Origin of the sequence: Enterococcus sp. AZ091 (assembly GCF_051714805.1) — a bacterium.
GTDB classification, from domain to species: Bacteria; Bacillota; Bacilli; order Lactobacillales; family Enterococcaceae; genus Enterococcus_D; species Enterococcus_D gallinarum.
On sequence record NZ_JBIOSO010000001.1, the window covers coordinates 2,140,247 to 2,162,485 of the forward strand.

At 42.0% G+C, this 22,239-nt stretch carries 26 protein-coding genes and 1 other annotated feature; of the genes, 19 read left to right on the forward strand and 7 right to left on the reverse strand.

The window, feature by feature from the left end:
* The first annotated feature begins 7 nt into the window (after window positions 1-7).
* Complete coding sequence (gene dat, locus IGJ28_RS10600) at window positions 8-853, forward strand: D-amino-acid transaminase (protein ID WP_103301101.1); 846 nt, start codon at window positions 8-10, stop codon at window positions 851-853.
* A 220-nt stretch (window positions 854-1,073) separates the two neighbouring features.
* On the opposite strand, the gene IGJ28_RS10605 is transcribed toward dat, so the two are convergent.
* Both IGJ28_RS10605 and IGJ28_RS10610 read right to left on the reverse strand, forming a co-directional pair.
* Window positions 1,074-1,247, reverse strand: a complete 174-nt coding sequence (locus IGJ28_RS10605) for a hypothetical protein (RefSeq protein WP_167757188.1) — start codon at window positions 1,245-1,247, stop codon at window positions 1,074-1,076.
* Window positions 1,244-1,915, reverse strand: a complete 672-nt coding sequence (locus IGJ28_RS10610) for an NAD(P)H-dependent oxidoreductase (RefSeq protein ID WP_034706861.1) — start codon at window positions 1,913-1,915, stop codon at window positions 1,244-1,246. The genes IGJ28_RS10605 and IGJ28_RS10610 overlap by 4 nt, the downstream gene beginning before the upstream one ends.
* Window positions 1,916-2,093: 178 nt before the next feature.
* Window positions 2,094-2,145, forward strand: a sequence feature (sodium ion sensor (DUF1646 type); this cis-regulatory element may regulate processes involved in with the transportation of sodium ions).
* Between the two features lie 116 nt (window positions 2,146-2,261).
* Here IGJ28_RS10610 and IGJ28_RS10615 point away from each other — a divergent pair.
* From IGJ28_RS10615 to IGJ28_RS10665, 11 genes are all read left to right on the forward strand, one after another.
* Window positions 2,262-2,594, forward strand: coding sequence for a hypothetical protein (locus IGJ28_RS10615; RefSeq protein ID WP_029486849.1), 333 nt, complete (start codon window positions 2,262-2,264; stop codon window positions 2,592-2,594).
* Complete coding sequence (locus IGJ28_RS10620; RefSeq protein WP_103301102.1) at window positions 2,572-4,539, forward strand: V-type ATP synthase subunit I; 1,968 nt, start codon at window positions 2,572-2,574, stop codon at window positions 4,537-4,539. The genes IGJ28_RS10615 and IGJ28_RS10620 overlap by 23 nt, the downstream gene beginning before the upstream one ends.
* Window positions 4,532-5,002, forward strand: coding sequence for a V-type ATP synthase subunit K (locus tag IGJ28_RS10625; protein ID WP_003126713.1), 471 nt, complete (start codon window positions 4,532-4,534; stop codon window positions 5,000-5,002). Before IGJ28_RS10620 ends, IGJ28_RS10625 begins: the two co-directional genes overlap by 8 nt.
* Window positions 5,003-5,017: 15 nt before the next feature.
* A complete protein-coding gene (locus IGJ28_RS10630) occupies window positions 5,018-5,611 on the forward strand; it encodes a V-type ATP synthase subunit E family protein (protein WP_252712019.1) in 594 nt (197 codons plus the stop codon).
* 3 nt (window positions 5,612-5,614) lie between these two features.
* Window positions 5,615-6,595, forward strand: coding sequence for a V-type ATPase subunit (locus tag IGJ28_RS10635; RefSeq protein WP_003126711.1), 981 nt, complete (start codon window positions 5,615-5,617; stop codon window positions 6,593-6,595).
* Window positions 6,585-6,896: a V-type ATP synthase subunit F gene (locus tag IGJ28_RS10640; protein ID WP_003126710.1), complete on the forward strand. Its 312-nt coding sequence runs from the start codon at window positions 6,585-6,587 to the stop codon at window positions 6,894-6,896. The genes IGJ28_RS10635 and IGJ28_RS10640 overlap by 11 nt, the downstream gene beginning before the upstream one ends.
* Window positions 6,897-6,911: 15 nt before the next feature.
* Complete coding sequence (locus tag IGJ28_RS10645) at window positions 6,912-8,699, forward strand: V-type ATP synthase subunit A (protein WP_060814343.1); 1,788 nt, start codon at window positions 6,912-6,914, stop codon at window positions 8,697-8,699.
* Window positions 8,683-10,083: a V-type ATP synthase subunit B gene (locus IGJ28_RS10650; protein WP_005473263.1), complete on the forward strand. Its 1,401-nt coding sequence runs from the start codon at window positions 8,683-8,685 to the stop codon at window positions 10,081-10,083. Before IGJ28_RS10645 ends, IGJ28_RS10650 begins: the two co-directional genes overlap by 17 nt.
* Window positions 10,064-10,693 (forward strand): V-type ATP synthase subunit D, encoded by a 630-nt coding sequence (locus IGJ28_RS10655; protein WP_005473260.1) that lies wholly within the window; start codon window positions 10,064-10,066, stop codon window positions 10,691-10,693. Before IGJ28_RS10650 ends, IGJ28_RS10655 begins: the two co-directional genes overlap by 20 nt.
* A gap of 48 nt (window positions 10,694-10,741) precedes the next feature.
* Window positions 10,742-12,088 (forward strand): TrkH family potassium uptake protein, encoded by a 1,347-nt coding sequence (locus IGJ28_RS10660; RefSeq protein ID WP_003126705.1) that lies wholly within the window; start codon window positions 10,742-10,744, stop codon window positions 12,086-12,088.
* 166 nt (window positions 12,089-12,254) lie between these two features.
* Window positions 12,255-12,557, forward strand: coding sequence for a hypothetical protein (locus IGJ28_RS10665; RefSeq protein ID WP_003126704.1), 303 nt, complete (start codon window positions 12,255-12,257; stop codon window positions 12,555-12,557).
* Window positions 12,558-12,697: 140 nt separating this feature from the next.
* Here the strand turns inward: IGJ28_RS10665 and IGJ28_RS10670 are convergent, their stop codons facing one another.
* Complete coding sequence (locus IGJ28_RS10670) at window positions 12,698-12,832, reverse strand: hypothetical protein (protein WP_005473255.1); 135 nt, start codon at window positions 12,830-12,832, stop codon at window positions 12,698-12,700.
* A gap of 165 nt (window positions 12,833-12,997) precedes the next feature.
* Window positions 12,998-14,389, reverse strand: a complete 1,392-nt coding sequence (locus tag IGJ28_RS10675; RefSeq protein WP_438845390.1) for a C69 family dipeptidase — start codon at window positions 14,387-14,389, stop codon at window positions 12,998-13,000.
* A 146-nt stretch (window positions 14,390-14,535) separates the two neighbouring features.
* On the opposite strand from IGJ28_RS10675, the gene IGJ28_RS10680 reads away from it, so the two are divergent.
* From IGJ28_RS10680 to IGJ28_RS10690, 3 genes are all read left to right on the forward strand, one after another.
* The gene (locus IGJ28_RS10680; RefSeq protein ID WP_005473251.1) at window positions 14,536-14,952 is read left to right on the forward strand and encodes a DUF4430 domain-containing protein; all 417 of its coding nucleotides are present in this window, start codon (window positions 14,536-14,538) and stop codon (window positions 14,950-14,952) included.
* Window positions 14,939-15,484 carry an ECF transporter S component gene (locus tag IGJ28_RS10685; protein WP_003126700.1) on the forward strand — a complete coding sequence of 182 codons (546 nt, stop codon included), beginning with the start codon at window positions 14,939-14,941 and terminating at the stop codon, window positions 15,482-15,484. The genes IGJ28_RS10680 and IGJ28_RS10685 overlap by 14 nt, the downstream gene beginning before the upstream one ends.
* A gap of 195 nt (window positions 15,485-15,679) precedes the next feature.
* The gene (locus IGJ28_RS10690) at window positions 15,680-16,039 is read left to right on the forward strand and encodes a hypothetical protein (RefSeq protein ID WP_005473249.1); all 360 of its coding nucleotides are present in this window, start codon (window positions 15,680-15,682) and stop codon (window positions 16,037-16,039) included.
* Between the two features lie 65 nt (window positions 16,040-16,104).
* Here the strand turns inward: IGJ28_RS10690 and IGJ28_RS10695 are convergent, their stop codons facing one another.
* Window positions 16,105-16,377 carry a hypothetical protein gene (locus IGJ28_RS10695; RefSeq protein WP_003126697.1) on the reverse strand — a complete coding sequence of 91 codons (273 nt, stop codon included), beginning with the start codon at window positions 16,375-16,377 and terminating at the stop codon, window positions 16,105-16,107.
* 515 nt (window positions 16,378-16,892) lie between these two features.
* On the opposite strand from IGJ28_RS10695, the gene IGJ28_RS10700 reads away from it, so the two are divergent.
* Window positions 16,893-17,318 (forward strand): CsbD family protein, encoded by a 426-nt coding sequence (locus IGJ28_RS10700; protein WP_135172244.1) that lies wholly within the window; start codon window positions 16,893-16,895, stop codon window positions 17,316-17,318.
* Window positions 17,319-17,566: 248 nt separating this feature from the next.
* The gene (locus IGJ28_RS10705; RefSeq protein ID WP_252712015.1) at window positions 17,567-19,525 is read left to right on the forward strand and encodes a heavy metal translocating P-type ATPase; all 1,959 of its coding nucleotides are present in this window, start codon (window positions 17,567-17,569) and stop codon (window positions 19,523-19,525) included.
* A 67-nt stretch (window positions 19,526-19,592) separates the two neighbouring features.
* On the opposite strand, the gene IGJ28_RS10710 is transcribed toward IGJ28_RS10705, so the two are convergent.
* Together IGJ28_RS10710 and IGJ28_RS10715 are read right to left on the reverse strand one after the other, a co-directional pair.
* Window positions 19,593-20,033 carry a hypothetical protein gene (locus IGJ28_RS10710; RefSeq protein ID WP_005473243.1) on the reverse strand — a complete coding sequence of 147 codons (441 nt, stop codon included), beginning with the start codon at window positions 20,031-20,033 and terminating at the stop codon, window positions 19,593-19,595.
* A 131-nt stretch (window positions 20,034-20,164) separates the two neighbouring features.
* Window positions 20,165-20,698, reverse strand: coding sequence for an HdeD family acid-resistance protein (locus IGJ28_RS10715; protein WP_060814337.1), 534 nt, complete (start codon window positions 20,696-20,698; stop codon window positions 20,165-20,167).
* Between the two features lie 142 nt (window positions 20,699-20,840).
* On the opposite strand from IGJ28_RS10715, the gene IGJ28_RS10720 reads away from it, so the two are divergent.
* Window positions 20,841-21,332, forward strand: a complete 492-nt coding sequence (locus IGJ28_RS10720; protein WP_060814336.1) for a hypothetical protein — start codon at window positions 20,841-20,843, stop codon at window positions 21,330-21,332.
* Window positions 21,333-21,625: 293 nt separating this feature from the next.
* The gene (lepB, locus tag IGJ28_RS10725; protein WP_003126688.1) at window positions 21,626-22,183 is read left to right on the forward strand and encodes a signal peptidase I; all 558 of its coding nucleotides are present in this window, start codon (window positions 21,626-21,628) and stop codon (window positions 22,181-22,183) included.
* Window positions 22,184-22,239: the final 56 nt, after the last annotated feature.

The window sequence follows — 22,239 nt, forward strand, 5'->3', positions numbered from 1 at the left end:
GGCTATCATGAAAGTCTTATGGAATGAAGAGATCGTTGATCGACAAGAGGTTCAAATCGATATCGAAGACCGCGGCTACCAGTATGGAGACGGAATCTACGAAGTTATTCGCATTTATCAAGGAAAAATGTTCATGGCCGAAGAGCACTTGCAGCGACTAGAGAACAGTGCCGCTAAAATAAAAATGACATTGCCTTATGAAACCACCATTCTCAAAGACAGATTACGTTCATTGATCGACATTGAGGGAATCACTGACGGAGAAGTGTATTTGCAAGTGACAAGAGGGGTTTTAAGTCCGCGAAATCATGTTTTTCCTCCTCAAGGGACGATAAAAAGTGTCCTTACTGCAAATGTTATTCCATTCCATCGTCCAGTGGACATGCAGCGTAATGGTCTTCAAGCCACATTAATCCCTGACCAGCGTTGGCTTCATTGTGACATCAAATCATTAAGCCTTTTGGGGAATCTGCTCTCTTTAGAGGAGGCTCGGTCCAATGGTTATGATGAAGCACTACTGCATCGAGAGGGCTTTTTTACGGAAGCCTCCGCTTCAAATTTATGGTTTGTTTCCAAAGGAACGGTGTATACGCATCCGGATGGCAATCTGGTTTTACCTGGGATCACAAAAATGAAAGTTTTAAGCTTGTGTCAGGAATTGAAACTACCAATTAAGGAAGAAGCCGTTGCGATTGATCGATTAGCAGAATTTGATGAGTGTTTTATTACCAATTCTGTCTGGGAAATCGTGCCAATTGTTGGTATCGATGGTCATCCGGTGGGAACTGGACAGCAAGGGGCTGTGACTGCTAAACTACAACAAGCGTATATTGAAGCAACCAAAAAGAACTGACTCCAAACAATACACCCACCTGAGATAGAAATCCCCCAAAGAGTTAGCTGACTAGCGACCTCTTTGGGGGATTTCACCATTTAGTAGATGTTAGTTGAAATAGGAATCAGAGACGTGCTAGCAGAACACTTAGATTTTTCAAGTTTCTGTTTCATTCAGCCACGTCGTTTACTGGGCTTAGCAATCAATTGTTGGGCGTTTCATGTTGTCAAAAATGGTCTTACCAGTCTTGGGGATTCCATAATTTACTGTCCAACTCGCCTTGCTTCAGTTGAATTCGTGTTTGTTGTTGTGTCAAAAGCGCTTCTAATTCTTGCAAGAAGGCTTTCTCATGATAATTGAGTGTCTCCGCGGTTTGTTCTTCAATCAAGGAGTGGATCCATGCCTCATTCATTCGTAAGCCTCCATTTCAGCAAGAGCTTCATCTAATTCAAGTAAGGTTTCCTGATTTTGGATAAGTTGATCGAGAAGAGGAGCGAGTTTTGGATTTTCAGCTGTCAATGCTTCTAGTCTTTGAATAAACCACTGTTGTTTGGCAGCAAATGAAAAGGGGGCTTCCATTGTCAGCAGCTGCTGGTAGTCGATCACAAATCGCCGTTTCTCTTTTTCTGTTTTATACATCAACTGATCGAGAACGAGAACCGGTAAGATGGTCATTTGGTATTTTTGTGCCATTAAAGTTAGAGGTCGCAAAATTTCAGAAAAACTGGCTCCTTCTTTTCCACCTAGTTGAAATTCTTTGGCTGCAACGCCTGTAGAAAGCGCAAAGCCGATTTCTTTATTTAATAAGTAGGGTTTGGCTGCCTCCCAAACCGTATCGATCCAACATTTCATTTTTGCAGGAACTTGGTACCAATAAAGGGGGAACTGGAAAATCAGACGATCGATCGTTTGCAATCGTTCTAACTCAATCTCTAAATCAAAATCCCCCGCAACTTTGTCAAGCATATGAACACTGACATTAGGCATCTTGGCACTTTCGCTAAAAAAACGTTGAGATAAAGAGTCGTCATAGGACGGGTGACTGGCAATAACTAATGTTCTAATCATAAAGAAAATCAATCCTTTCCCTATAGATGTAACATAATTCTGGCAAAAACGGAACTACTCTGCTTTTAAATTAGAAGGATAAATGTGAGAGAGGCTAAAGTCATTATTGGTTCAGTGAAATCTTTACTGACTTGAATCGTCCGTCTTTTTTTGCTATACTGTTTAGTGAATTGAATAGAAGACAGACAAAGGTTGAGCATTTCGATGCTTCAAGGATCACGTTCTCCAAGGGGTGAGGAGAACATTCTTGAAGGCGTGCCGATCTTTTTTTTGAAGGCATACTTCTTTACGAGGTATGCCTTTTTTGTGTCTATTTTTCAATTGTCTTGTTTACTTTGACAATAGGAGGGATATTTTGATGGAAGAGGCACTGAAACGCCTGCAAGAGGCAGAAGCCTATAATCAACAGCAGATGCAGCAATTGCAACGAGCGCTGTCTGATTACGAAGAAGAGAAGCAGGAGGAACTACAACAGCGTGTACTTGAATTGAGAGCAGCATGTCTGCGTGAACAGTCCGCACTTGAACAACAATTACAACAAACGTTGCAAAAAACGACGGAACAGATCGAAGCAGAGAAACAACAGTTTATTGCAGATCTCCAAGAAAATGTTCGTCGCTGTCAAGAACAAGTGGTCGATCAGATCGTTGAAGGAGTGATCCAAACTTATGGCAGTCACGAAACTAAGTAAGCTGACCTTGATCGCCCCCGAAAACCATCAAGAGCGGTTATTGAAAAAACTGCAAAGCTTACAGATGGTTGAGATTGAAGATGTCTTTGAAAATGCAGAAAATCAACCATGGCTCAAAGAATTTTTTGCTGATTATCAACAAGAGACAGCGACTAGCTACGCAGAGACGCTTCGCAGGATCCAAGAAGCAATCTTGTTCATTCGGCGACAAGGCGGAAGCGGCAAAATACGAGAGTGGCAACGCCAATCTTTACAACTGCCTGCATTTGAAGACTCCTTTCAAGAGCAAACTGTCTTGACGCTTGTCGAACAAATTGAAGAGTTGCAGTTGCAATGGCAAAAAAATCATGAAGCGATGCAAGCCGCTTCTCAATCAGAAACCTGGGGAATGGAATGGCAAAACCTGGATGTTTCTCTCGAAGAAAAAGAGTTGGCATTTGCCACTTTCTTTTGTGGCAGTGTTGAAAGTTCTCATTGGGAAGCCATATCAGCGACCCTCAAACAACTTGATGCTGTTTACCTGGAAATGATTTATTCGGATACAAAAAAGACAAATTTCAGTTGTCTTTACCCGAAGAAGCTTTCTGCAGAAGTTGAGAATGTTTTTCAGCGATATAGTGTAAAAAAAGAAAATACGGACAGTCTGAAAAAACCAAAAGTGCTGTTGCACGAGGCCCAGGCAAAACTGCGAGAGCTAGCGGATCAGCGAAAACAGCTGGCAAATCAGATTGGCACGTATAAAACTAAGATTGCTTGTTTGCAGCAAGCAGAAGAATATTTTTTGACAAAAGAACAACGAAAAATGGTACGAAAACGATTGGTCACTGGCAAACATCATACTGTTTTGAGAGGCTGGGTCGCGCAACAAGATCAACAGACTCTTGAAAAAGAGCTGGCAGATTCTTTTAACGGCGAAGTCTATTGCTCATTCAATGAACCTACCTTAGAAGAATTGACTGCGAATCAAGTTCCAGTCAAATTGCAAAACGCTTCGTTTATCAAACCATTTGAAATGTTGACGGAAATGTATAGTTTGCCTAAATATGATGAGATCGACCCAACGCCTTGGATGACACCTTTTTATTATGTCTTCTTTGGGATGATGGTTGCTGATTTGGGCTATGGCGGATTGATGGCACTGGTGACCACTATCGGCCTGCACTTTTTCCGTTTACCTAAAGGGACGAAACGGTTTATGAAGCTGTTTCAAACATTATCCGTTCCTACGATGATTTGGGGATTGATCTATGGCTCGTTTTTCGGAGCGACTTTGCCATTTCATTTGTTATCGCCAGCGAAAGACTTTATGGCTATTTTTGGATTATCCATGATTTTTGGAGGAATCCAATTGTTTACAGGTCTTTATTTGGCCGCGAAGGAAAATATTCGCAAGAAAGATTTTTTAGCAGCTGTCAATCAAGGCTTTTCTTGGCAAGGCTTGCTGGCGGGACTTTTGGTTGCTGCTGCCGGAAATTGGCTCTTTACCGCCCCAGCACTCGTCACATTAGGATTGATTATAGCAGGACTTAGCGGGCTGCTGATCGTGATTGTGCCGATCATTAAAGGAAAGTCCAAAGTTGGCGGTTTTTTCATGGGGATCTATGATCTCTATGGGGTAACAAGCTATATTGGCGATTTTGTCAGCTATAGTCGTTTGATGGCGTTAGGGATCTCTGGCGGCAGTATCGCCGCTGCCTTTAATTTATTAGTGGGCTATATGCCGCCGGTAGCACGATTTTCTGTTGGGATCATCCTGTTAGTGATCTTACAGGCGCTAAATATCTTTTTGTCATTACTAAGTGCTTACGTGCATGCAGCGCGTTTACAATATGTAGAATTTTTTGGCAAATTCTTTACAGGTGGCGGCCGGGCGTTCGACACCTTTAAGCCGAGTGAAAAATATGTCGATTTTGAAAAAGAAAATGGAGGAAAGAAAGATGATTGATTACTTGATTAATAACAACGGTGGAATGGTATTTGCGATTATAGGAATGGGAATCGCAACGATTTTTTCTGGAATTGGTTCAGCAAAGGGTGTTGGAATGACAGGGGAAGCAGCTGCGGCGTTGACAACGAATCAACCTGAGAAATTTGGGCAGGCACTGATTCTACAGTTACTGCCAGGAACCCAAGGTTTGTATGGTTTTGTGATTGCCTTTATGATCTACGGCAGTTTGGCAGCAGAGATGTCGACGGTGACCGGAATGGCCTATTTGATGGCTTCATTGCCGGTAGCTTTTACCGGATTGTTCTCTGGGATCGCACAAGGAAGAGTGGCCGCATCAGGGATTCAAATTTTAGCTAAAAAACCGGAACACTTTTTCAAAGGAGTTATGTTCTCAGTCATGGTGGAAATGTACGCGATCTTAGGCTTCGTTATTTCTTTCCTACTGTTAGGGTCCATTTAAAGGAGGCGACAAGCAATGGAGGCAATGGATGCCATCGACAAAATGATTGCTGAACTAGATCGGGAAGCAAAAGAAAAACGGCAAGCAATCGAAACGGACACTAAAACAAGGATCGATGCCGATTTTGCAGCTGCCTGGTCCCAAAAAGAACTAGAAATCAAGCGCCATTCAGCAGAAGCAAAAAAACAAATCGAAAAAAACTATCAGCAAGACATGAATCGGCGAATGAAAGCAGCTAAACAAGAAGGGATTAAACAAGCTCATAAAGAACTGGAGACATTATTCGCGGCAGCTTATCAAAAAATGAATGGATTGGCGCCTGATACAGTCCAACATCTGGCGGAAAATACATTAATGCAATTACCCGTTTCGGGAGAAGTAATCTTTCGTTGTGGACAGCAACAGTCAGCAAGTTTGACAAAAGATTGGTTGACTGCTGTCAATCAAAGGTTGCCTTATCTTGCAAGGATGGGCAAACCATTGGAGCAAGCAGGGTTTATAGTAGAAGACAATGGCGTTTTCTACAATTTCACCTACCAAGCTTTACTAGAAGAATACAAAAATGAAACGAGAGAACATTGGCTGAAAGTGATCCAAAAAGGAGGGTAAGCTATGGCGAGCTATCATCAATTGAATCCACTGATTCGGATCAAAGAGACAACCTTGCTTCAAATGCAAGATTGGCAGCAGCTGATTGCAGCAGAGTCTATGGATCAAGTAATGGCAATCTTGCAGCAAACGAATTATCAACGTTATCTGGGCGCTGATTTTTCCGAAAAATTTGAGGGGTATCTGGATCAAGAAATGCTGACAACCATACAAGAATTAGCAGAAAACGTTCCAGATCCTGATGTGCTTCGTTTGATCATGCTGCCGTATACCTTTCATAATTTGAAGGTATTGACCAAAGAAGATGTAACAGGGAGAGATTATAGCAATTTACTGATCGAAGATGGATTCTATACGATCGATGAACTAAGAAATGCCATCCAAACAGGATCTTCGGAAAGTATACCGTCTAAAGTCATTGAAACGATCCAAGCGGTAAGGGAATACTTAGAAGGTTCTGCTGTTTTGCAAGGGATCGATATTATTTACGATCGCCGCTTTTTACATGAGCAACGACGCCTAGCCGAAAAAATAAATATTCCAGCACTGACACATGCGGTGATCACAGGAATCGACCTTACGAATATCACGATTGCTGCACGTTGTTTGCTGCAAAAAAGATCAAAAAGTTTTATGGCGGCTGTTTTAGTCAGTGTGGGAAGTATTCCCAAAGAAGATTATCTCGCTTTTGCGGAAACCTCCTTCACTGACTATCTCGCCTTTTTGAAACAAACTGGCTATCAAGAAGCGCTACTGCCGCTATTACAAGAGACCACGATCGATTTTGCTGCATTGGCACTGGTGAAAGATGACTTAGTTACTCAGCAGTTCGTAGCTGCTGAAGCGTTGGGACCAATGCCATTACTCGCGTTTTTAAATGCCAAAACATTGGAGATTCAGAACTTGCGGCTGATTTTGGTAGGAAAGCGCAGTGGCTTCACAGAAGAAGAGCTGAGAGAGAGGATGAGGTACTATGGCAGCTAAGATTGGTGTGATCGGCAGCAAAGAATCCGTGTTACCTTTTCAGCTGTTTGGCTTTCAAGTGTGTTACGCAACCGCAAAAGCGGAAGTGACTCGTGCCTTTCAGTGCTTAGTGAAAGAAGAGTATGCGGTGATTTACGTAACAGAAAAATGTGCGGCATTGATTCCAGAAGAAATTGCCAAATACCAACAGCAAGTTTCACCAGCGATCATCTTGATCCCAGATTACGATGGATCCCAAGGGGTAGGGCTGAAAATGATCCAGGAAAATGTCGAAAAAGCCGTTGGGCAAAACATACTATAGAATGGAGCTGATGTTGTGGAAACAGGAACAATAATTAAAGTGTCAGGTCCGTTAGTTTTAGCAAAAGATATGGGCCATGCAAGTTTAGAAGATATTTGTTATGTCGGTGATCTGGGGGTTGTTGGAGAAATCATCGAGATGAGAGGAACGATCGCTTCGATCCAAGTTTATGAAGAAACGTCAGGTATCGGACCAGGAGAACCCGTCCGAACAACAGGAGAACCGCTGTCTGTTGAGTTAGCACCGGGAATTATGTCTCAAATGTTCGACGGGATTCAACGGCCATTAGAAACATTTATGGAGCTGACCCAAAGTAACTTTTTGAAACGAGGGGTCCAGCTGCCTGCATTGGATCATGAGAAAAAATGGACCTTTGAACCGACCATTGCGGTGGGAACGGAAGTTACTCCAGGAATGGTTATCGGGGTCGTCCAAGAGACGCCATTGCTCCTCCACAAAATTATGGTGCCTAATGGCGTTACAGGACGGGTCAAAGAAGTTTTTGCTGGTGATTTTACGATTGATGAAACGGTTTATATTCTTGAGACACCAAAAGGAGAACGCTCCTTTTCGATGTTGCAAAAGTGGCCCGTACGGCACAGTCGTCCAGTCAAACAGAAATTAAATCCGGTAGAGCCAATGATCACTGGGCAGCGAGTGATCGACACTTTCTTTCCAATCGCAAAAGGGGGAGCCTCTGCGGTCCCTGGCCCCTTCGGTGCGGGAAAAACAGTGGTCCAACATCAAATTGCTAAATGGGCAGATGTGGACTTAGTGGTCTATGTAGGCTGCGGAGAACGGGGCAATGAAATGACGGATGTCATGAATGAATTTCCGGAACTGATTGATCCACGAAGTGGCGAATCCTTGATGGCTCGTACTGTACTGATCGCGAACACTTCCAATATGCCGGTTGCCGCTCGGGAAGCTTCTATCTATACCGGAATCACGATTGCGGAGTATTTCAGAGACATGGGGTATTCTGTAGCGATTATGGCCGATTCCACATCTCGTTGGGCGGAAGCGTTGCGAGAAATGTCCGGTCGCTTGGAAGAGATGCCAGGTGATGAAGGCTATCCTGCCTATTTGGGCAGTCGCTTAGCCGAGTATTACGAACGATCCGGTAAAGTGATTTGTTTAGGCTCGGAACAAGAAGGGAGCATAACTGCCATTAGTGCAGTATCTCCATCTGGAGGGGACATCTCCGAACCTGTCACGCAAAACACCCTGCGAGTGGTGAAAGTTTTCTGGGGGCTGGATGCCACGTTAGCTCAAAAAAGGCACTTTCCCTCTATCGATTGGCTAAAAAGCTATTCCCTGTATGAGAATGAAATGGGCGCTTATCTGGATCGTCAGTTGCAAGTGGATTGGTCGAAAAATGTGACTACGGCTATGCGGATGCTGCAAAAAGAAGCTGAACTTTCTGAAATTGTGCGTCTAGTTGGGATTGATGCCTTATCGGATAAAGATCAACTACTGTTAGAGATCACGAAGTCATTGCGAGAAGATTTTTTACAACAAAATGCCTTTGATGCTGTTGATACTTTCACTTCTCGAGAAAAACAATTTGAAATGCTGCAGACCATTTTACTGTTTCATGACGAAGGTCAAAAAGCTTTAGAATTAGGCGCCTATTTGACAGAAATCTATCAGGGAACAGAACGTCTGCGAGATAAAATCGCTCGCATGAAATATCTTCCGGAAGATGATTTAGAAGGAATCCGCAAATTGGAAAGCGAGATAAAAGATACGATGAAAGAAATCTTGCAGAAAGGAGATCGTACGGATGATCAAAGAATATAAAACGATCGGGGAAGTTGTCGGTCCTTTGATGGCGGTCGATCGTGTCTCAGGAGTGAAATATGAAGAGCTGATCGAAGTACGTCTGCAAAATGGTGAAATTCGTCAAGGTCAAGTCTTAGAAATTCAAGAAGATAAAGCACTGGTGCAAATCTTTGAAGGTACTGGCGGAATCAATTTACGAGAATCCAGTGTGCGCTTCCTCGGACATCCGTTAGAGCTAGGTGTTTCTGAAGAAATGATTGGCCGGGTTTTTGATGGGTTAGGACGAGTCAAAGATGGTGGTTCAGAAATCATTGCTGAGAAACGAATGGACATCAATGGGGAAGTAATCAACCCGATGGCTCGAGATTACCCAGATGAATTTATTCAAACTGGCATCTCTTCTATCGATCACTTGAATACGCTTGTTCGCGGTCAAAAATTACCGATTTTTTCTGGTTCTGGTCTGCCGCATAAAGAATTAGCTTCTCAAATCGCTCGTCAAGCGCAAGTGCTCGACACAGAGGACGACTTTGCGGTTGTTTTTGCAGGTATCGGGATTACGTTTGAAGAAGCAGAATATTTCATGGAAGATTTTCGCCAAACCGGAGCGATTGATCGGTCTGTTGTCTTTATGAATTTGGCAAATGATCCGGCAATTGAGCGAATTGCTACGCCGCGAATGGCTCTCACAGCTGCCGAATATTTAGCTTATGAAAAAGGGATGCATGTCTTAGTTATCATGACGGATATGACCAACTACTGTGAAGCGTTGCGGGAAATATCAGCTGCCCGTCGTGAGGTACCTGGGCGCCGAGGCTATCCTGGTTACCTCTATACGAATCTTTCCACATTATACGAGCGAGCTGGCCGCTTACGGGGAGTGAAAGGGTCGGTGACCCAAATCCCTATATTGACGATGCCAGAAGATGACAAGACCCATCCTATTCCTGACTTGACTGGTTATATCACAGAAGGTCAAATCATTCTTTCAAGAGAGTTATACAAAAACGGCATCCAGCCGCCGATTGATGTCTTGCCTTCTCTTTCTCGGCTGAAGGACAAGGGAACAGGTGAAGGCAAAACTCGTAAAGATCATGCATCAACGATGAATCAACTCTTCTCTGCTTATGCGCAAGGGAAGCAAGCCAAAGAACTCGCAGTCGTTTTAGGGGAGTCAGCACTATCTGATGTCGATAAAATCTATGCCAAGTTTGCGGAACGCTTTGAGAATGAATACCTGGATCAAGGTTATCAAACAAATCGGTCCATTGAAGAAACGTTGGATCTTGGGTGGGAACTGTTGGCGATGCTGCCGAAAGTAGAATTGAAACGGATCAGCGATGCGTTACTAGAGGCGTTTTTACCACAAGGAGAGGATGCAGATGAGCAGACAAACCGTTAATCCAACTCGCATGGAACTAAGCCGCCTCAGCAAACAGTTGACGACTGCCAAAAGAGGTCATAAACTGTTAAAAGACAAACAAGATGAGTTGATGCGTCAGTTCATCGAACTGATCAAACAAAACAACCTTTTGCGTAAAGAAGTAGAAACACAATTACATCGTGCCATGAAGGCTTTTCGCCTAGCCAATGCCACGATCAATGAAAAGTACATTGAAGAAATGTTCATCTTGCCAGCAACAGAAGTTTCTCTTGATGTCTCAACCAAGAATATCATGAGTGTGGAAGTGCCTGTGATGCAATTCGACTATGATGATGTGGTGATGCAGGCACCGATCGAGTATGGGTTTGTGAACTCGAATGTTCCTTTGGATCTGGCAATGGGACGTTTCACCGATGTCTTGCCTAAACTATTGTCTTTGACAGAGATCGAAAAGACCTGTCAATTGCTGGCGGATGAGATAGAACGAACACGCCGCCGGGTCAATGCGCTAGAATATTTGACGATACCAGAATTGGAAGAGACGATCTATGGGATCAAAATGCGTCTTGAGGAAAATGAACGCGCCAATGTTACTCGGATGATCAAGGTAAAAAATAAAACAAAGTGAATGCCACGTCAGTCGAAAATCTGCTTGGCACAAAGGTAGGAAAGAAAGATGAAAAAAAGAATGTCCAAAAAAATCAGTGCACCGCAGCTGGTTACACTGGTCTTTATGATGTTGATCTTGATGGGAACTGGGTTGCTTATGTTACCAGTTGTAACAAATGATGGGCAAGGTGTGCCTTTCTTAGATGCATTGTTTACCGCAACTTCCGCGATTTGTGTGACAGGACTTTCGACTTTTTCCATTTCTGAACAGTATAATATGGGCGGACAAGCGATTCTTTTGATCTTGATCGAAATTGGGGGGATCGGTTTTATGTCGATCCCAGTTTTCTTTTATATCTTAGCAAAAAAAAGGGTCAATTTAAGCACTCGGATGATTCTAAGAGAATCCCTCAATCTTGACCGAATGTCTGGCGAATTTCAATTGGCTTGGTACATTATCCGCATCGCATTTTTGATTCAATTTTTAGGGATCTGCCTGTTGGCTCTGTCTTTTGTGCCACGCTTTGGTTGGCAGCAAGGCCTATGGTTTAGTATTTTTCACGCCATTTCTTCCTTTTGTAATGCTGGATTTGATCTTTTTGGGAATAGTCTGGTCTCTTTTCAGTCGGATCCTTTTGTTTTAGGGGTCATTAGTCTTTTGATCATTGCCGGCGGCTTAGGGTTTCTGGTCTGGTTTGACTTGTTAGCTACTTCAAAAAGACGCTCGTTGCACAGCCGTATTGCCTTGTTGGCAATGATTGTTTTGCTGATTTTAGGGACGGTTGGTTTTTATGTGACCGAATATCACTCCAGTATCGTATCAGGCGATTCCATTGTTAGTCGCTTTTTCCAGTTATTTTTTCTTGCTGTGACCCCTCGAACGGCTGGATTTTATAGTATCGATTATGGCCAGATGAGTCAGGCTGGGTTAATGTTGACGATGATTCTCATGTATATCGGCGGTACTTCTGGATCGACTGCCGGAGGGCTGAAAACCACGACGGTCTCAGTGTTGATCATTAAGATTCGTAGTTTGTTGAAAGGGCGCAAACGAGCTGAAGTTTTTGGCAGAACGATCAAAGAGGCGGCTGTTTCGCGGGCGTTTACGCTCTTTTTCTTAACACTGAGTCTTTGCTTTATTGCCATCTTCTTATTATCCATCACAGAATCGATGCCGGGGAATTCTCAGTTTGGACTGGAATACATTGCTTTTGAAGTTTTTTCGGCTTTTGGAACAGTTGGATTAACAATGGGATTGACTCCGTATCTTTCTGTATTTGGTAAATTATTGATCATCTTATTGATGTTTATTGGTCGTGTAGGCATCATGACGGTTGCTTTTTCATTGATGACAAAAGCCAACCGCCGAGAAGCCGGATACAAATTCCCGGATGAAACGGTCATGATTGGCTAAGATCTGTTATTAATAGTTGTTTTGGATCAATGGAAATCATCCCCGAAAAATATTGCCGACTTTTAGGTTAGTTTAAGGTTTCTCGTCTAAGATCTTCCTAAGAACTAAATGAGTCAGTTGCAGCATTTCGTTAGAGCTGCTAGGACAATCCAAAGGTGGGAAGACCATGAGCTTGTGGGAATTGTGGTTTGTAGGAAAAACTTTTGTGACCGTGTTGCTAGTCGTTTTTTTACTAGAATGGCTGTACTTGTTACGGAAACTTTCAAGAAAATCGCAGCAGTTGATCTATTTACTGCTGATTTTGGTTGAATGGCTCAGCAACGGCTGGATCGGGCTCCTAACAAGTTTAGTATGCGGAACGTATTTTTTCGGGCATTGGAAAGAGCATGCTGATACGACTGCATCGATTCAATCGACAGTGTATGGTGATGGGCAAGAGGGTACTGAAAACTTGATGCAAAAATACTAGCATGGCTTGGGTCAATGGGAACTATTGCCGCTGATCTGCTTCTTCATAGAAAAGACACTGCTAGTTAAAAAGAACCTGTGGTAAACGAAAAGATAACTTTTCGCAGAACGGGTTCTTTTTGATAGGATTCAGTGAGTGATTTACGCCGTTTTGCTTACTACGTGGAAATAGCCTTCTTTGTCTTGAATGATCCAGACATTTTGATTGTCATTCTTGACGATGACGATTCCTTGTACGACCTCATTGGTGACTGTGCGAAATTCTTCTTTATTCATTTCGATACCTCCAAGGTAGATTCCAATTATTTTCAGAAGGGGGCAGCACGACAGTAGAGAAAAAGCCGTGCTGCAAAGCAAAAAGAAAATTAATTGGTAGCTATAGTATACAGGCAAGATATTGAGTTCTAGTCAATTTCATGTAAATAATCGGTTAAAGGAGAATCAATCTGTCAAAGAAAAACGCAGTTTCATTTTGGTATTGCCTCTTTCCACCATTTCTCCTAGTAATTGAGTGGCATGTGATAAGTAAAGCCGGGCCATTTCACGGTTGGCTTCTTCCAATAACTGATTTGTTAATGGGATTGTCTGATCGATCTTCTGTTGAATCGCTAAACAATTTGCCATGATTGTTTGTTCAAACCGTTCTGCTAGATCGCTGTATAGATCATAGTCTTGATCCCCGATCAGTGCTAATGTTTTAGTCAACCAATAGCTATTTCCCGGATCGTAAGTAGTGGTGGTATCACAATAACCTTTCGGGGTCTCATTCACATTGCTGTAAAAAGGGACCACTCCATTGAAGGTATTGGGACCAAAAGCTAGCCAGTGAACGCCTGCAATTTCATCAGGTACGTGACTGCGCACTTGGAGAATATGCACTTGCTGATTGCGATTGAGAGCAATCGAACGAAAGCGAGTTCTCTCACTAGCCGTTCCATTCCCGTACGGATCATAAGGGGTATTTTGAAAATGACTGCTCAACGCCCACTTTACATCCATCACGCTGATTTTCTTTTTCGGAAGACAAATGAAAGGTAGATCTTGGTCAAGCGGATCCGACGCGGTTTCGCTGAACTGTTTTTGGATATACCAAGCTCTAGGGTTGTTATAACGAGTATCTTTTTCTGTTGCACTGCCGAAAATATGACGTAAATTGATTCCTTCAAAGTCTGGATTTAAGTGATTGCTGACAATCATATCAGGTAAATCGTCGGAAAATAAAGTATCTTGAGAATCAAAATCGAAGGTAGCGATATTCATTCGATTCGGGGCGATCACATAAGCATCATCAGGAATTCGGATCGCTGCCCAATGATGTCCGCCAATCGTTTCCATATACCAGATTTCTTCTCGATCGGCAAAAGCCAAACCATTAGACTCATAGGTACCATAAGTTTCTAGTAACTCGCCTAAGCGTAAGACTCCTTCTCGAGCAGAACGGATAAAGGGAAGCACGATACTGACAAAATCTGCTTCTCCAATGCCTTCTGTTACCAAAGGATCGATAGCTAAAACTCTCGCATTGGTAGTGATCGTTTCTGTGGCGGTCATGGCGACATTGGCGCTGTTGATTCCTGAAGCAGCCCAGACTCCTTGAGATTCATCTGCCTCAGGCGTAGAAGTATACCTTAGGGGATCTTTCGGTAAAGGAATACTGCACCCGCTTAAAACAGCATGGAACGTAGCAGGCTGTTGTTCAGGTTGGATTACGACAAATTTTTGTGGTAGGGACACTGCCCCGGCATCTTCATTGCGAGCAATGAGGGTCGAGCCATCGAGTGATGCGTTTTTGCCTACCAGCATGGTTGTACAAGAAGCTGATTTGCGTGTCATTGACAAAACTCCGATCTTCAGATTATTTTGTTGATAATTGAACATAGTATAGCGAGTAAAAGACAAATTGACAATCAACTTTCGACTAAAAATTAGTTCGCTTTCTGTGTGACTTTTAGTAAAATAGGAAAGAAGGAGTGAAGAAAATGAAACGAATCGTTATTTTTAGTTTGCTGTGGCTGGCAGGGATTGGGTTGAGCGGCTGTTCTGAAGCTACTACCCAGACAACAACGACTGGCAGCAATCAAGCTACAGCTAGCTCGGTGGTTAAGCAACAGACGGCTGAGATCTCATTTGTGAACAAGACAGATGCGCAGCCTGAACAAATACCAGCCAAAACGGTGTCATTCAAAGAAGGAACCTCTTTAATGGAGATAATGAAGGAAAATTTTGATTTAGTGGAAGACAAAGGCATGATCACCAGTATTGAAGGATTAGCGCAAGATGAAGCGGCTGGTTATTATTGGACCTATACGATCAATGACGAGATGGTCAATACCGGCGCAAAAGATACATCTCTTACCGAAAAGGATCGAGTCGTTTTTACCTATGAGAAATTTTAAACCGACAAAAATGTCTTTTTCCGTGCAAGAGATTGCTTATCTTGCTTTGCTAGTAGCAGCATCAGTGGTGGGGCGTACATTGTTTCAACCACTGCCAAATGTACAACCAATGACCGCTATTTTCTTATTGGTGGCTCTTTATTTAGGCTGTGTCAGAGGACTGATCGTCGCATTGTTATCCCTTTTGATTACGAATTTTTACATGGGGATGGGGATTTGGACGATTGCTCAGGCAGTAAGTTATACAGTCGTGATCCTCATGATGAGCGGATTAAGACATGTTCCCATCGTTAAACGTTCCTTGATCTTGCAAGTGATTTTTAGTATTTTAGCAGGGTTCCTTTATGGATTTGTGGTCTCCTTACTCAGCGTGTATCTGCTAGGCTTACCAAGCTTTTGGGGCTATTATCTGCAAGGAATAAGTTTTGATACGCTGCATGCTGTTGGAAATGGCTTCTTTTATGGACTACTTGCGCCAATATTTCGACGACTTTTTCACCGTTATTATCCAGCTAAAAAGCTCATCCATTAGTGCAATCTGCTGATTCAGCGCTTTATTGCATTCATTGCTAGTGTCATTGATCTGTCTCAAAGAATGATCAATGACACTGGTTTTTATATCGATATCTGGCAAGATCCTCCTTGTAGATGCTGCTACAAGCATAATTGTGTTGTTCTCTTACAAAATCGGGTATTCTTAACCTATACTGGAAAGGGAGCGGTTTCAATGAAGTGGATCGTAAAAAAAGAAGATCTAGAAGCATATCGGACGAGATTCAATGGGAAACTGGCTGGCTATGCTGAAGAAGCTAAAGTAATGGCGATTCCTTTGCCAAAGTATTATATCGTAATCGTTGATGAAGAAAAAATTAGTTTGATTCAATTGGATTTGAACTTTGAACAAAAAGCCATGGAAACCGTGCTGATCCATGAGATCACCACATTGAAAATTACTGGTGTCATGAACAAAAAAGTGTTGATCCAGACGCCTTCTAAAACTATCAAGGTTTTGATTAAACCGATGGCGATCGGAATCAAAGAAGAGCAGCAACAGTTGATCGATACGTTTACCCGGATGGCGAGCTGACTACTTATTTTATAGGAAAAATCAAAAACGGATCAAACGCCAAGCTGGCGGATTGATCCGTTCGTTTATTCTGGGGTTCCCACAATTTTGATGTATTCATCGATATTTTTGATTTTCATATGTTTGATCACTAACTGTTCACGTTTGTTCCATTTGCCTTCGACTTCTAGCTGGTACTTGTTGAGAGGTAAGCGTAAAACGTAACTAGAAAGGTAACGGTCTTTAATAATACAGTTGATGATTTTATGGTCTTCTAATAATTGGATTCCAGTCAGCATCATCGGAGTTTCTTGAAAAACACGACTGTTGACTAACAATCCTACATGTGTTTCATTCATTATTCGATCCTTTCTGAGAAAAATAAATTCTCGAATATTCTTCTTTTCTATGTTACCCGATTTATCTAGGAAAGGCAATTCTGGAAAAACACCTAGCAACGCAAATCACGGAATAAAACAACTGGTGAAGAGGAATCACTACACGATTGAATGGCAGAAAGTTTTTACAGAAAAAAGACACAGAAAAAAAGATACAGAAAAAAAGACAGAATAAAGAGATCTGAAACGGCGAGACAAAAGGAATGAACACAAAGAATGAATAAATAAGAAGCACACGAATAAACAAGGATTTTTGATGGCGCTTAAAGAGAAAGCGTGTGAAAACATATCATTTCTTAACGTTTAAAAAAGGCAACTTTTTGTTTGAAGTAGCTTAGAGAAAGGGAGTTAAGCAGAAATACGTTCTTCTAGAGGAAATGGCACCTGTAAAAGAACGAGGACTGCAAGCTTGAAAACAGGCATTTCAGCAGATTTCTGTTAAAATAATAACTATAAAAGAATTGGAGGAGACACATATGAAAAAATCTGGATTCGTAGTAGGTTTGATTGGCGCGGCTTTTGGTCTGGCAGTTTATAATAAAATGCAGAAGATGACTGTCAACAAAGATTCTGTTAAAGGCAAAGCAAAAGAAGTTGCGGGAAATGTCGTTGGCAACGAAAAAATGCAAGCAGAAGGAACATTGGATCAGGTTGTCGGTGCTTCTAAAGAAGTACTAATGGACTTGAAAAATTCTGTGTCCTCTGCCATTGGGGTTGGAACTCCAGACAAGGTGGCTGGTAAAGCCAAAGAGGCAGCAGGCGATATCACGGATGATCCGACAAAAAAAGCAGAAGGCTTTGTTGATCAAGCAGCAGGGCATTCTAAAGAAATCATTGCAGATCTTAAAGACAAATCTGAGTCAATGGCACAAGATGTCAAAGATAAATTCGACCAAAAATAGGATGTAGTGAGAGACAGGCACAGAGGGCCTGTCTTTTTTTTGTGGCTTTTTTTGCAAACAAAAACAATGATCCTGTCACCTGAAGAGCGACAAGAACGAAGGATCGTTGTGCAATGATGGGATCGCTGACAAAAGTAGTAATTGATGCTTGACACATGAATGTACGTTCATATATAATAAAAATGTAGATATGAACATATATTCATTTGTAAGCAAATGATGCACTAACTTTGAAGGAGGCTTTTCTTATGTCTACCCACTCTTGCAATCATTCAACACCACACACCCATGCAGCAGAGGCAAGCCATTCCCATGGCAACGCCCCGTTACGCAATTATTTAGTAGGAGTTATTCTTTTTATTGCTGCTTTATTGGTACCGCAATTGGTCGTTAAAGATTTATTATACAGTGCCGCTATTCTTTTAGCAGGGTATCATATTATTTGGGAAGGGATCGAAGACACCATCAAAGATACCCGCAAAAGCAGACACTTTAAACCGAATGTTCATTTATTAATGACATTGGCTGCCTTTGGTTCAGTATTGATCGGCAACTTCAATGAAGCTGCCTTGCTGATTCTGATTTTTGCCGGGGCTCACTTTTTGGAAGAGTATGCAGAGGGCCAAAGCCGCAAAGAAATCACGAACCTCTTGAAGTTGAATCCGACAGAAGCCCGTCTGGTTAAGGCAGATGGCAGCATTGAGAAAATTGCAGCAGAGCAAATCAAAAAAGGGGATAGGCTGCAAGTTTTACCAGGGGACCAAATCGCAACAGACGGTAAAATTCTCTCGGGAATCAGCAGCATCAACGAAGCCTCCATCAACGGTGAAAGTGTTCCCCGTGAAAAAACTGTAGGGGATGAAGTTTTCGGAAGTACGATCAACGGTAACGGCACTTTTATGATGGAAGTGACAAAAGACAGCAGTGAGACAGTTTTTGCTAAAATACTCTCTGTTGTGGAATCGGCACAAAACAATCAATCAAAAACAGAAACCCGCATCAAAAAAATCGAGCCGCTTTATGTGACAACGGTCTTGATTTTGGTACCCTTATTTATTTTGACAGCACCCTTTCTTTTTGGTTGGGATTGGTCAACCAGTTTTTACCGGGGACTAGTGATGATGATCTCTGCTTCGCCCTGTGCATTAGCCGCTAGTGCAGTACCTGCTAGCTTGTCTGCTATCTCAAACTTAGCAAAACGGGGCATCTTATTTAAAGGCAGTTCTTATCTTGCAAATATGGGACAAACAAAAGTAGCCGCCTTTGACAAAACTGGCACATTAACGATTGGTCAACCACAAGTGACCGATGTTTTCTTTGCTGAAGAAACAACTGAAGCGCACCGTCAAGAGTGGGTATCGCTGATCTTGGCCATGGAAAAGCAAGCAAATCACCCATTAGCGGCTGCCATCGTAGAGCATTTTGAGAAACAAGAAAAGGCACAACCATTAGAACTTTCCGTTAACAACCAAATTGGTTCCGGTCTGACGGCTGTAGTTGAGGGAAAAACCTATCGAATTGGCAAGCCAGCGGCGACGTTTGCGCATTCATCATTTGCTGAGCAACGAGAAACCCTGGAACAATCAGGCAAAACGGTGGTTGTTTTTTCGGTGGATGATCAGCCAGTTGGACTGATCGCATTGATGGACTTACCGAATCCTCAATCTAAAGCGGTCATAGATGAACTGCAGCAATCTGGTATTCGAACAGTCATGATCACAGGAGACAGTCAAGCAGCTGGACAAGCGATTGGTGATCAGCTTGGAGTAGATCAAGTTGCTGCAAATGTTCTGCCAGAAAATAAGGCTCAGATTATCCAGCAGTTGCAAAATGAATACGGTCAGACAGTCATGGTTGGAGATGGTATCAATGATGCGCCTGCATTGGTACAGGCCGATATCGGTTTTGCTATGGGGGAAGGATCGGATGTTGCAATTGAAGTGGGGGATGCGGTGATCATGAAAAATGATCTAACACGCTTTACCTACGCACTAAAGACCGCAAAAAAACTAGATCGGATTATTTGGCAAAATATTTTCTTCTCCATGTTTATTGTGGCATTACTGATCGTATTGAATTTGCTAGGAAAAATGAATATTGGGTTAGGCGTCTTTGCTCATGAAGGCAGTACATTACTCGTCTTATTCAACAGCTTGCGCATGCTTGCACCAATGAGTGAGACAGTCGCCCATACATCAAAAAAATAATCAAAAAAACGCTTATGCTGATTTAATGGCCATCCAGCATAAGCGTTCGCTTTTTTATTAAACAATGTCATTGATTGTACGCTGCAGAAGAGCGAGGAAATTGGTCGATTTTTGCTAAGCGCTGATCGATTCGTTTGATGATGCCTTCTGAAAACTCGAGATTCCGGATAGAAGAGCGAGCCGCAAGCAATAATTGTTTTTCTTGCATCAAATCTTCTTGGATTCGATAGATATTGGCTAAGCGTTCCACATATTCATAATGGGTGTAGTCCGTCTGGCTGATCAAAAACTTCAATAGATCTGCTGCCTGCATATACGCTTCTTGCGTATAATAAGTGATGGCTTCCCGGTATAACTTGATTTCAAATTCTTCGATTTTTTGGGAATTTGCTTTTAAATCCCGCCATTCGTTGATTGAAATTTTTTTTTGGATATTTCCCAAATCATCATACAAAAAAATCACAGGGACGTCATTGGGATGTTTTGTTTCTTGTTTGATTTTTTTCATGTCGTACCTCCTGCGTTTTTTGCTCCGTTTTTACTGATCATTTCTCGTTGATACAGTCTATTGTAAAAGCAAAGCAACAAAAAGTCTACATGAAGATGTCAAAAGAATTGTTCTTTTAGCGCATTCTCATCTTAATAACTACGTTTTCTTTGAAAATGATTGATTAAATCCGAGATCCCCATAAAAATCAAGACTCCGCCAAAAATTTGGAAGAACAAAAGCCACGTTTGAAACGGATTGAAAACAAGAATGATACCTGCCACAATCACGAATAAACTGAAAAGCAAACCAGTGATAAATGGTAAGCCATTGCGTTTTTGATTAAAGCTTGCCATCAAACGCGTACAGCCACTGATCGTGATCATGATTCCCAAAAAGAATGGTACGATCGATAATAGTCCCTTTGCAAAAACGAGAATAGCTGCGGCGGCAATCAAAAGCAGGATCCCCGTTGTCATCTGCATATTCACATAGCCGGTTTGCCGTTTTTCTTTGTAACTGGAATAGAGATTGATCAACCCAAGGCAGGCAACATATCCGGCAACTAAATAGACAATCGTATTAAAGACACTGCGAGGAGCAATCAAAATAATCAATCCAGCAATCAAAAATAAAATCGCTCGTAATAAATCGTATCGTTGGATTTTCTCGAAAAAAGTATTCATAAGTTCAGTTCCTCCTTTTTTTTTTCTATTGTAGCGGATTTCTTTCAAAATAGAAAATAGAAACGCGTTGAAGGATAATTCTGCTTTTGAAGCAGCAAATTATTTGGTAAGATAGATGAAACAACAAAGAATGGAGAAAACTATGAGTGTATTAACGCTTTTAATGTGTCTGTTCACGGTCGTCTTGTATTTGTTTCTCGCTGTCGTCCGCAAAGACATTCAAATTGTTGCAGCCAGCCGTAAAGGCGGAAAAGCAGCAATTGCTTTCTTTTCATTGGTGGTCATTATAGCAATGTTTTTTACGGAAGAAACCTTTGAGAACCGCTTGCGAGGGGTCGTATCTGGATTGCTTTTCTTAAGTTTTGTTTTTGATAGCAGAGGGTTAGCTGAAGATCGATTCATTATTCATCCACTAAATATTCGCGGGATCTTGTATCAGGAAGTGGATCGGGTGGTACTGTATCAGGAGAGCAAGGACCAATGGATCAAAATGAATTTCTTTCGAAGAGGGATGCGAGGACCACTGTTGAAATTCGAGCGTCCAATGGAAGAATTGGTCCTGTTTTTGACGGAGCATCTAAATGAAGGAACACCGATCGATATTCTAGTTGATCAAGAGCCAAAAGGTCATTAAATTTCTTTAAGCGATCATATAAATTGAGAGAATCAATTGGCCGGGCCCCTTTGACTGCAAAAGCAAAGAGACCCGGTCAATTTTTTAATTTAAGGGACTATCCAGTTGATTTTTTTGGCAAAATTCGAGTACGCCGAATACAGGAAGCAAGCTAGGTTTCTGACCGAACGTTTTGCTATTTTTTGTTTAAGAAGAACAGGGTCTTACCCTTAAATAAAGGGAGTATGGTAGAATTGAGTATCAACTTTATTGTTTTAATTGAATAGGTTTACATACAAAGGAGGACGATGCTGTTGGTACAAATAAAAGAGGTCCTCAAAACCGTTTTGTTCGTTGCTCTGTTTGGGCTGTTACTGTTTTCGTTGCGACAATACGTCTTCACCCCTGTGATCGTTAAAGGAGATTCTATGGATCCAACATTGCATGATGGGGAGCGTGTGATCGCTATGAAAAACACCCAAATCAGCCGGTTTGATATCATCACATTTGAAGCCCCTGATGAGGTGGGAAAAAACTACATTAAGCGTGTGATCGGATTACCTGGTGATGTGGTGGAATACCGTGAAGACACTTTATTCATCAATGGGGCAGCATATGAAGAGCCTTATCTTTCTGCTTTTCGTTCAAAATTAACCGATGGTTATCCACTGACTTCTGACTTTACGATGGCTGATTTTGGTGTTGAACAAATTCCAGAAGGAAAATTGTTGGTGTTAGGGGACAATCGCCGAATCTCTAAAGACAGCCGGACCATTGGTTTGATTGATCAGTCAGCCGTATTAGGAGATGTCAAATTTATTTTTTGGCCCCTTAAAGATTTCGGAAGCATTCCGAATCAACACTCTGAGTAAGCGGAAGTCCGACTCGCTCAGAGCTTTTTTTTAAAAGAAAATTTGTTATACTATTT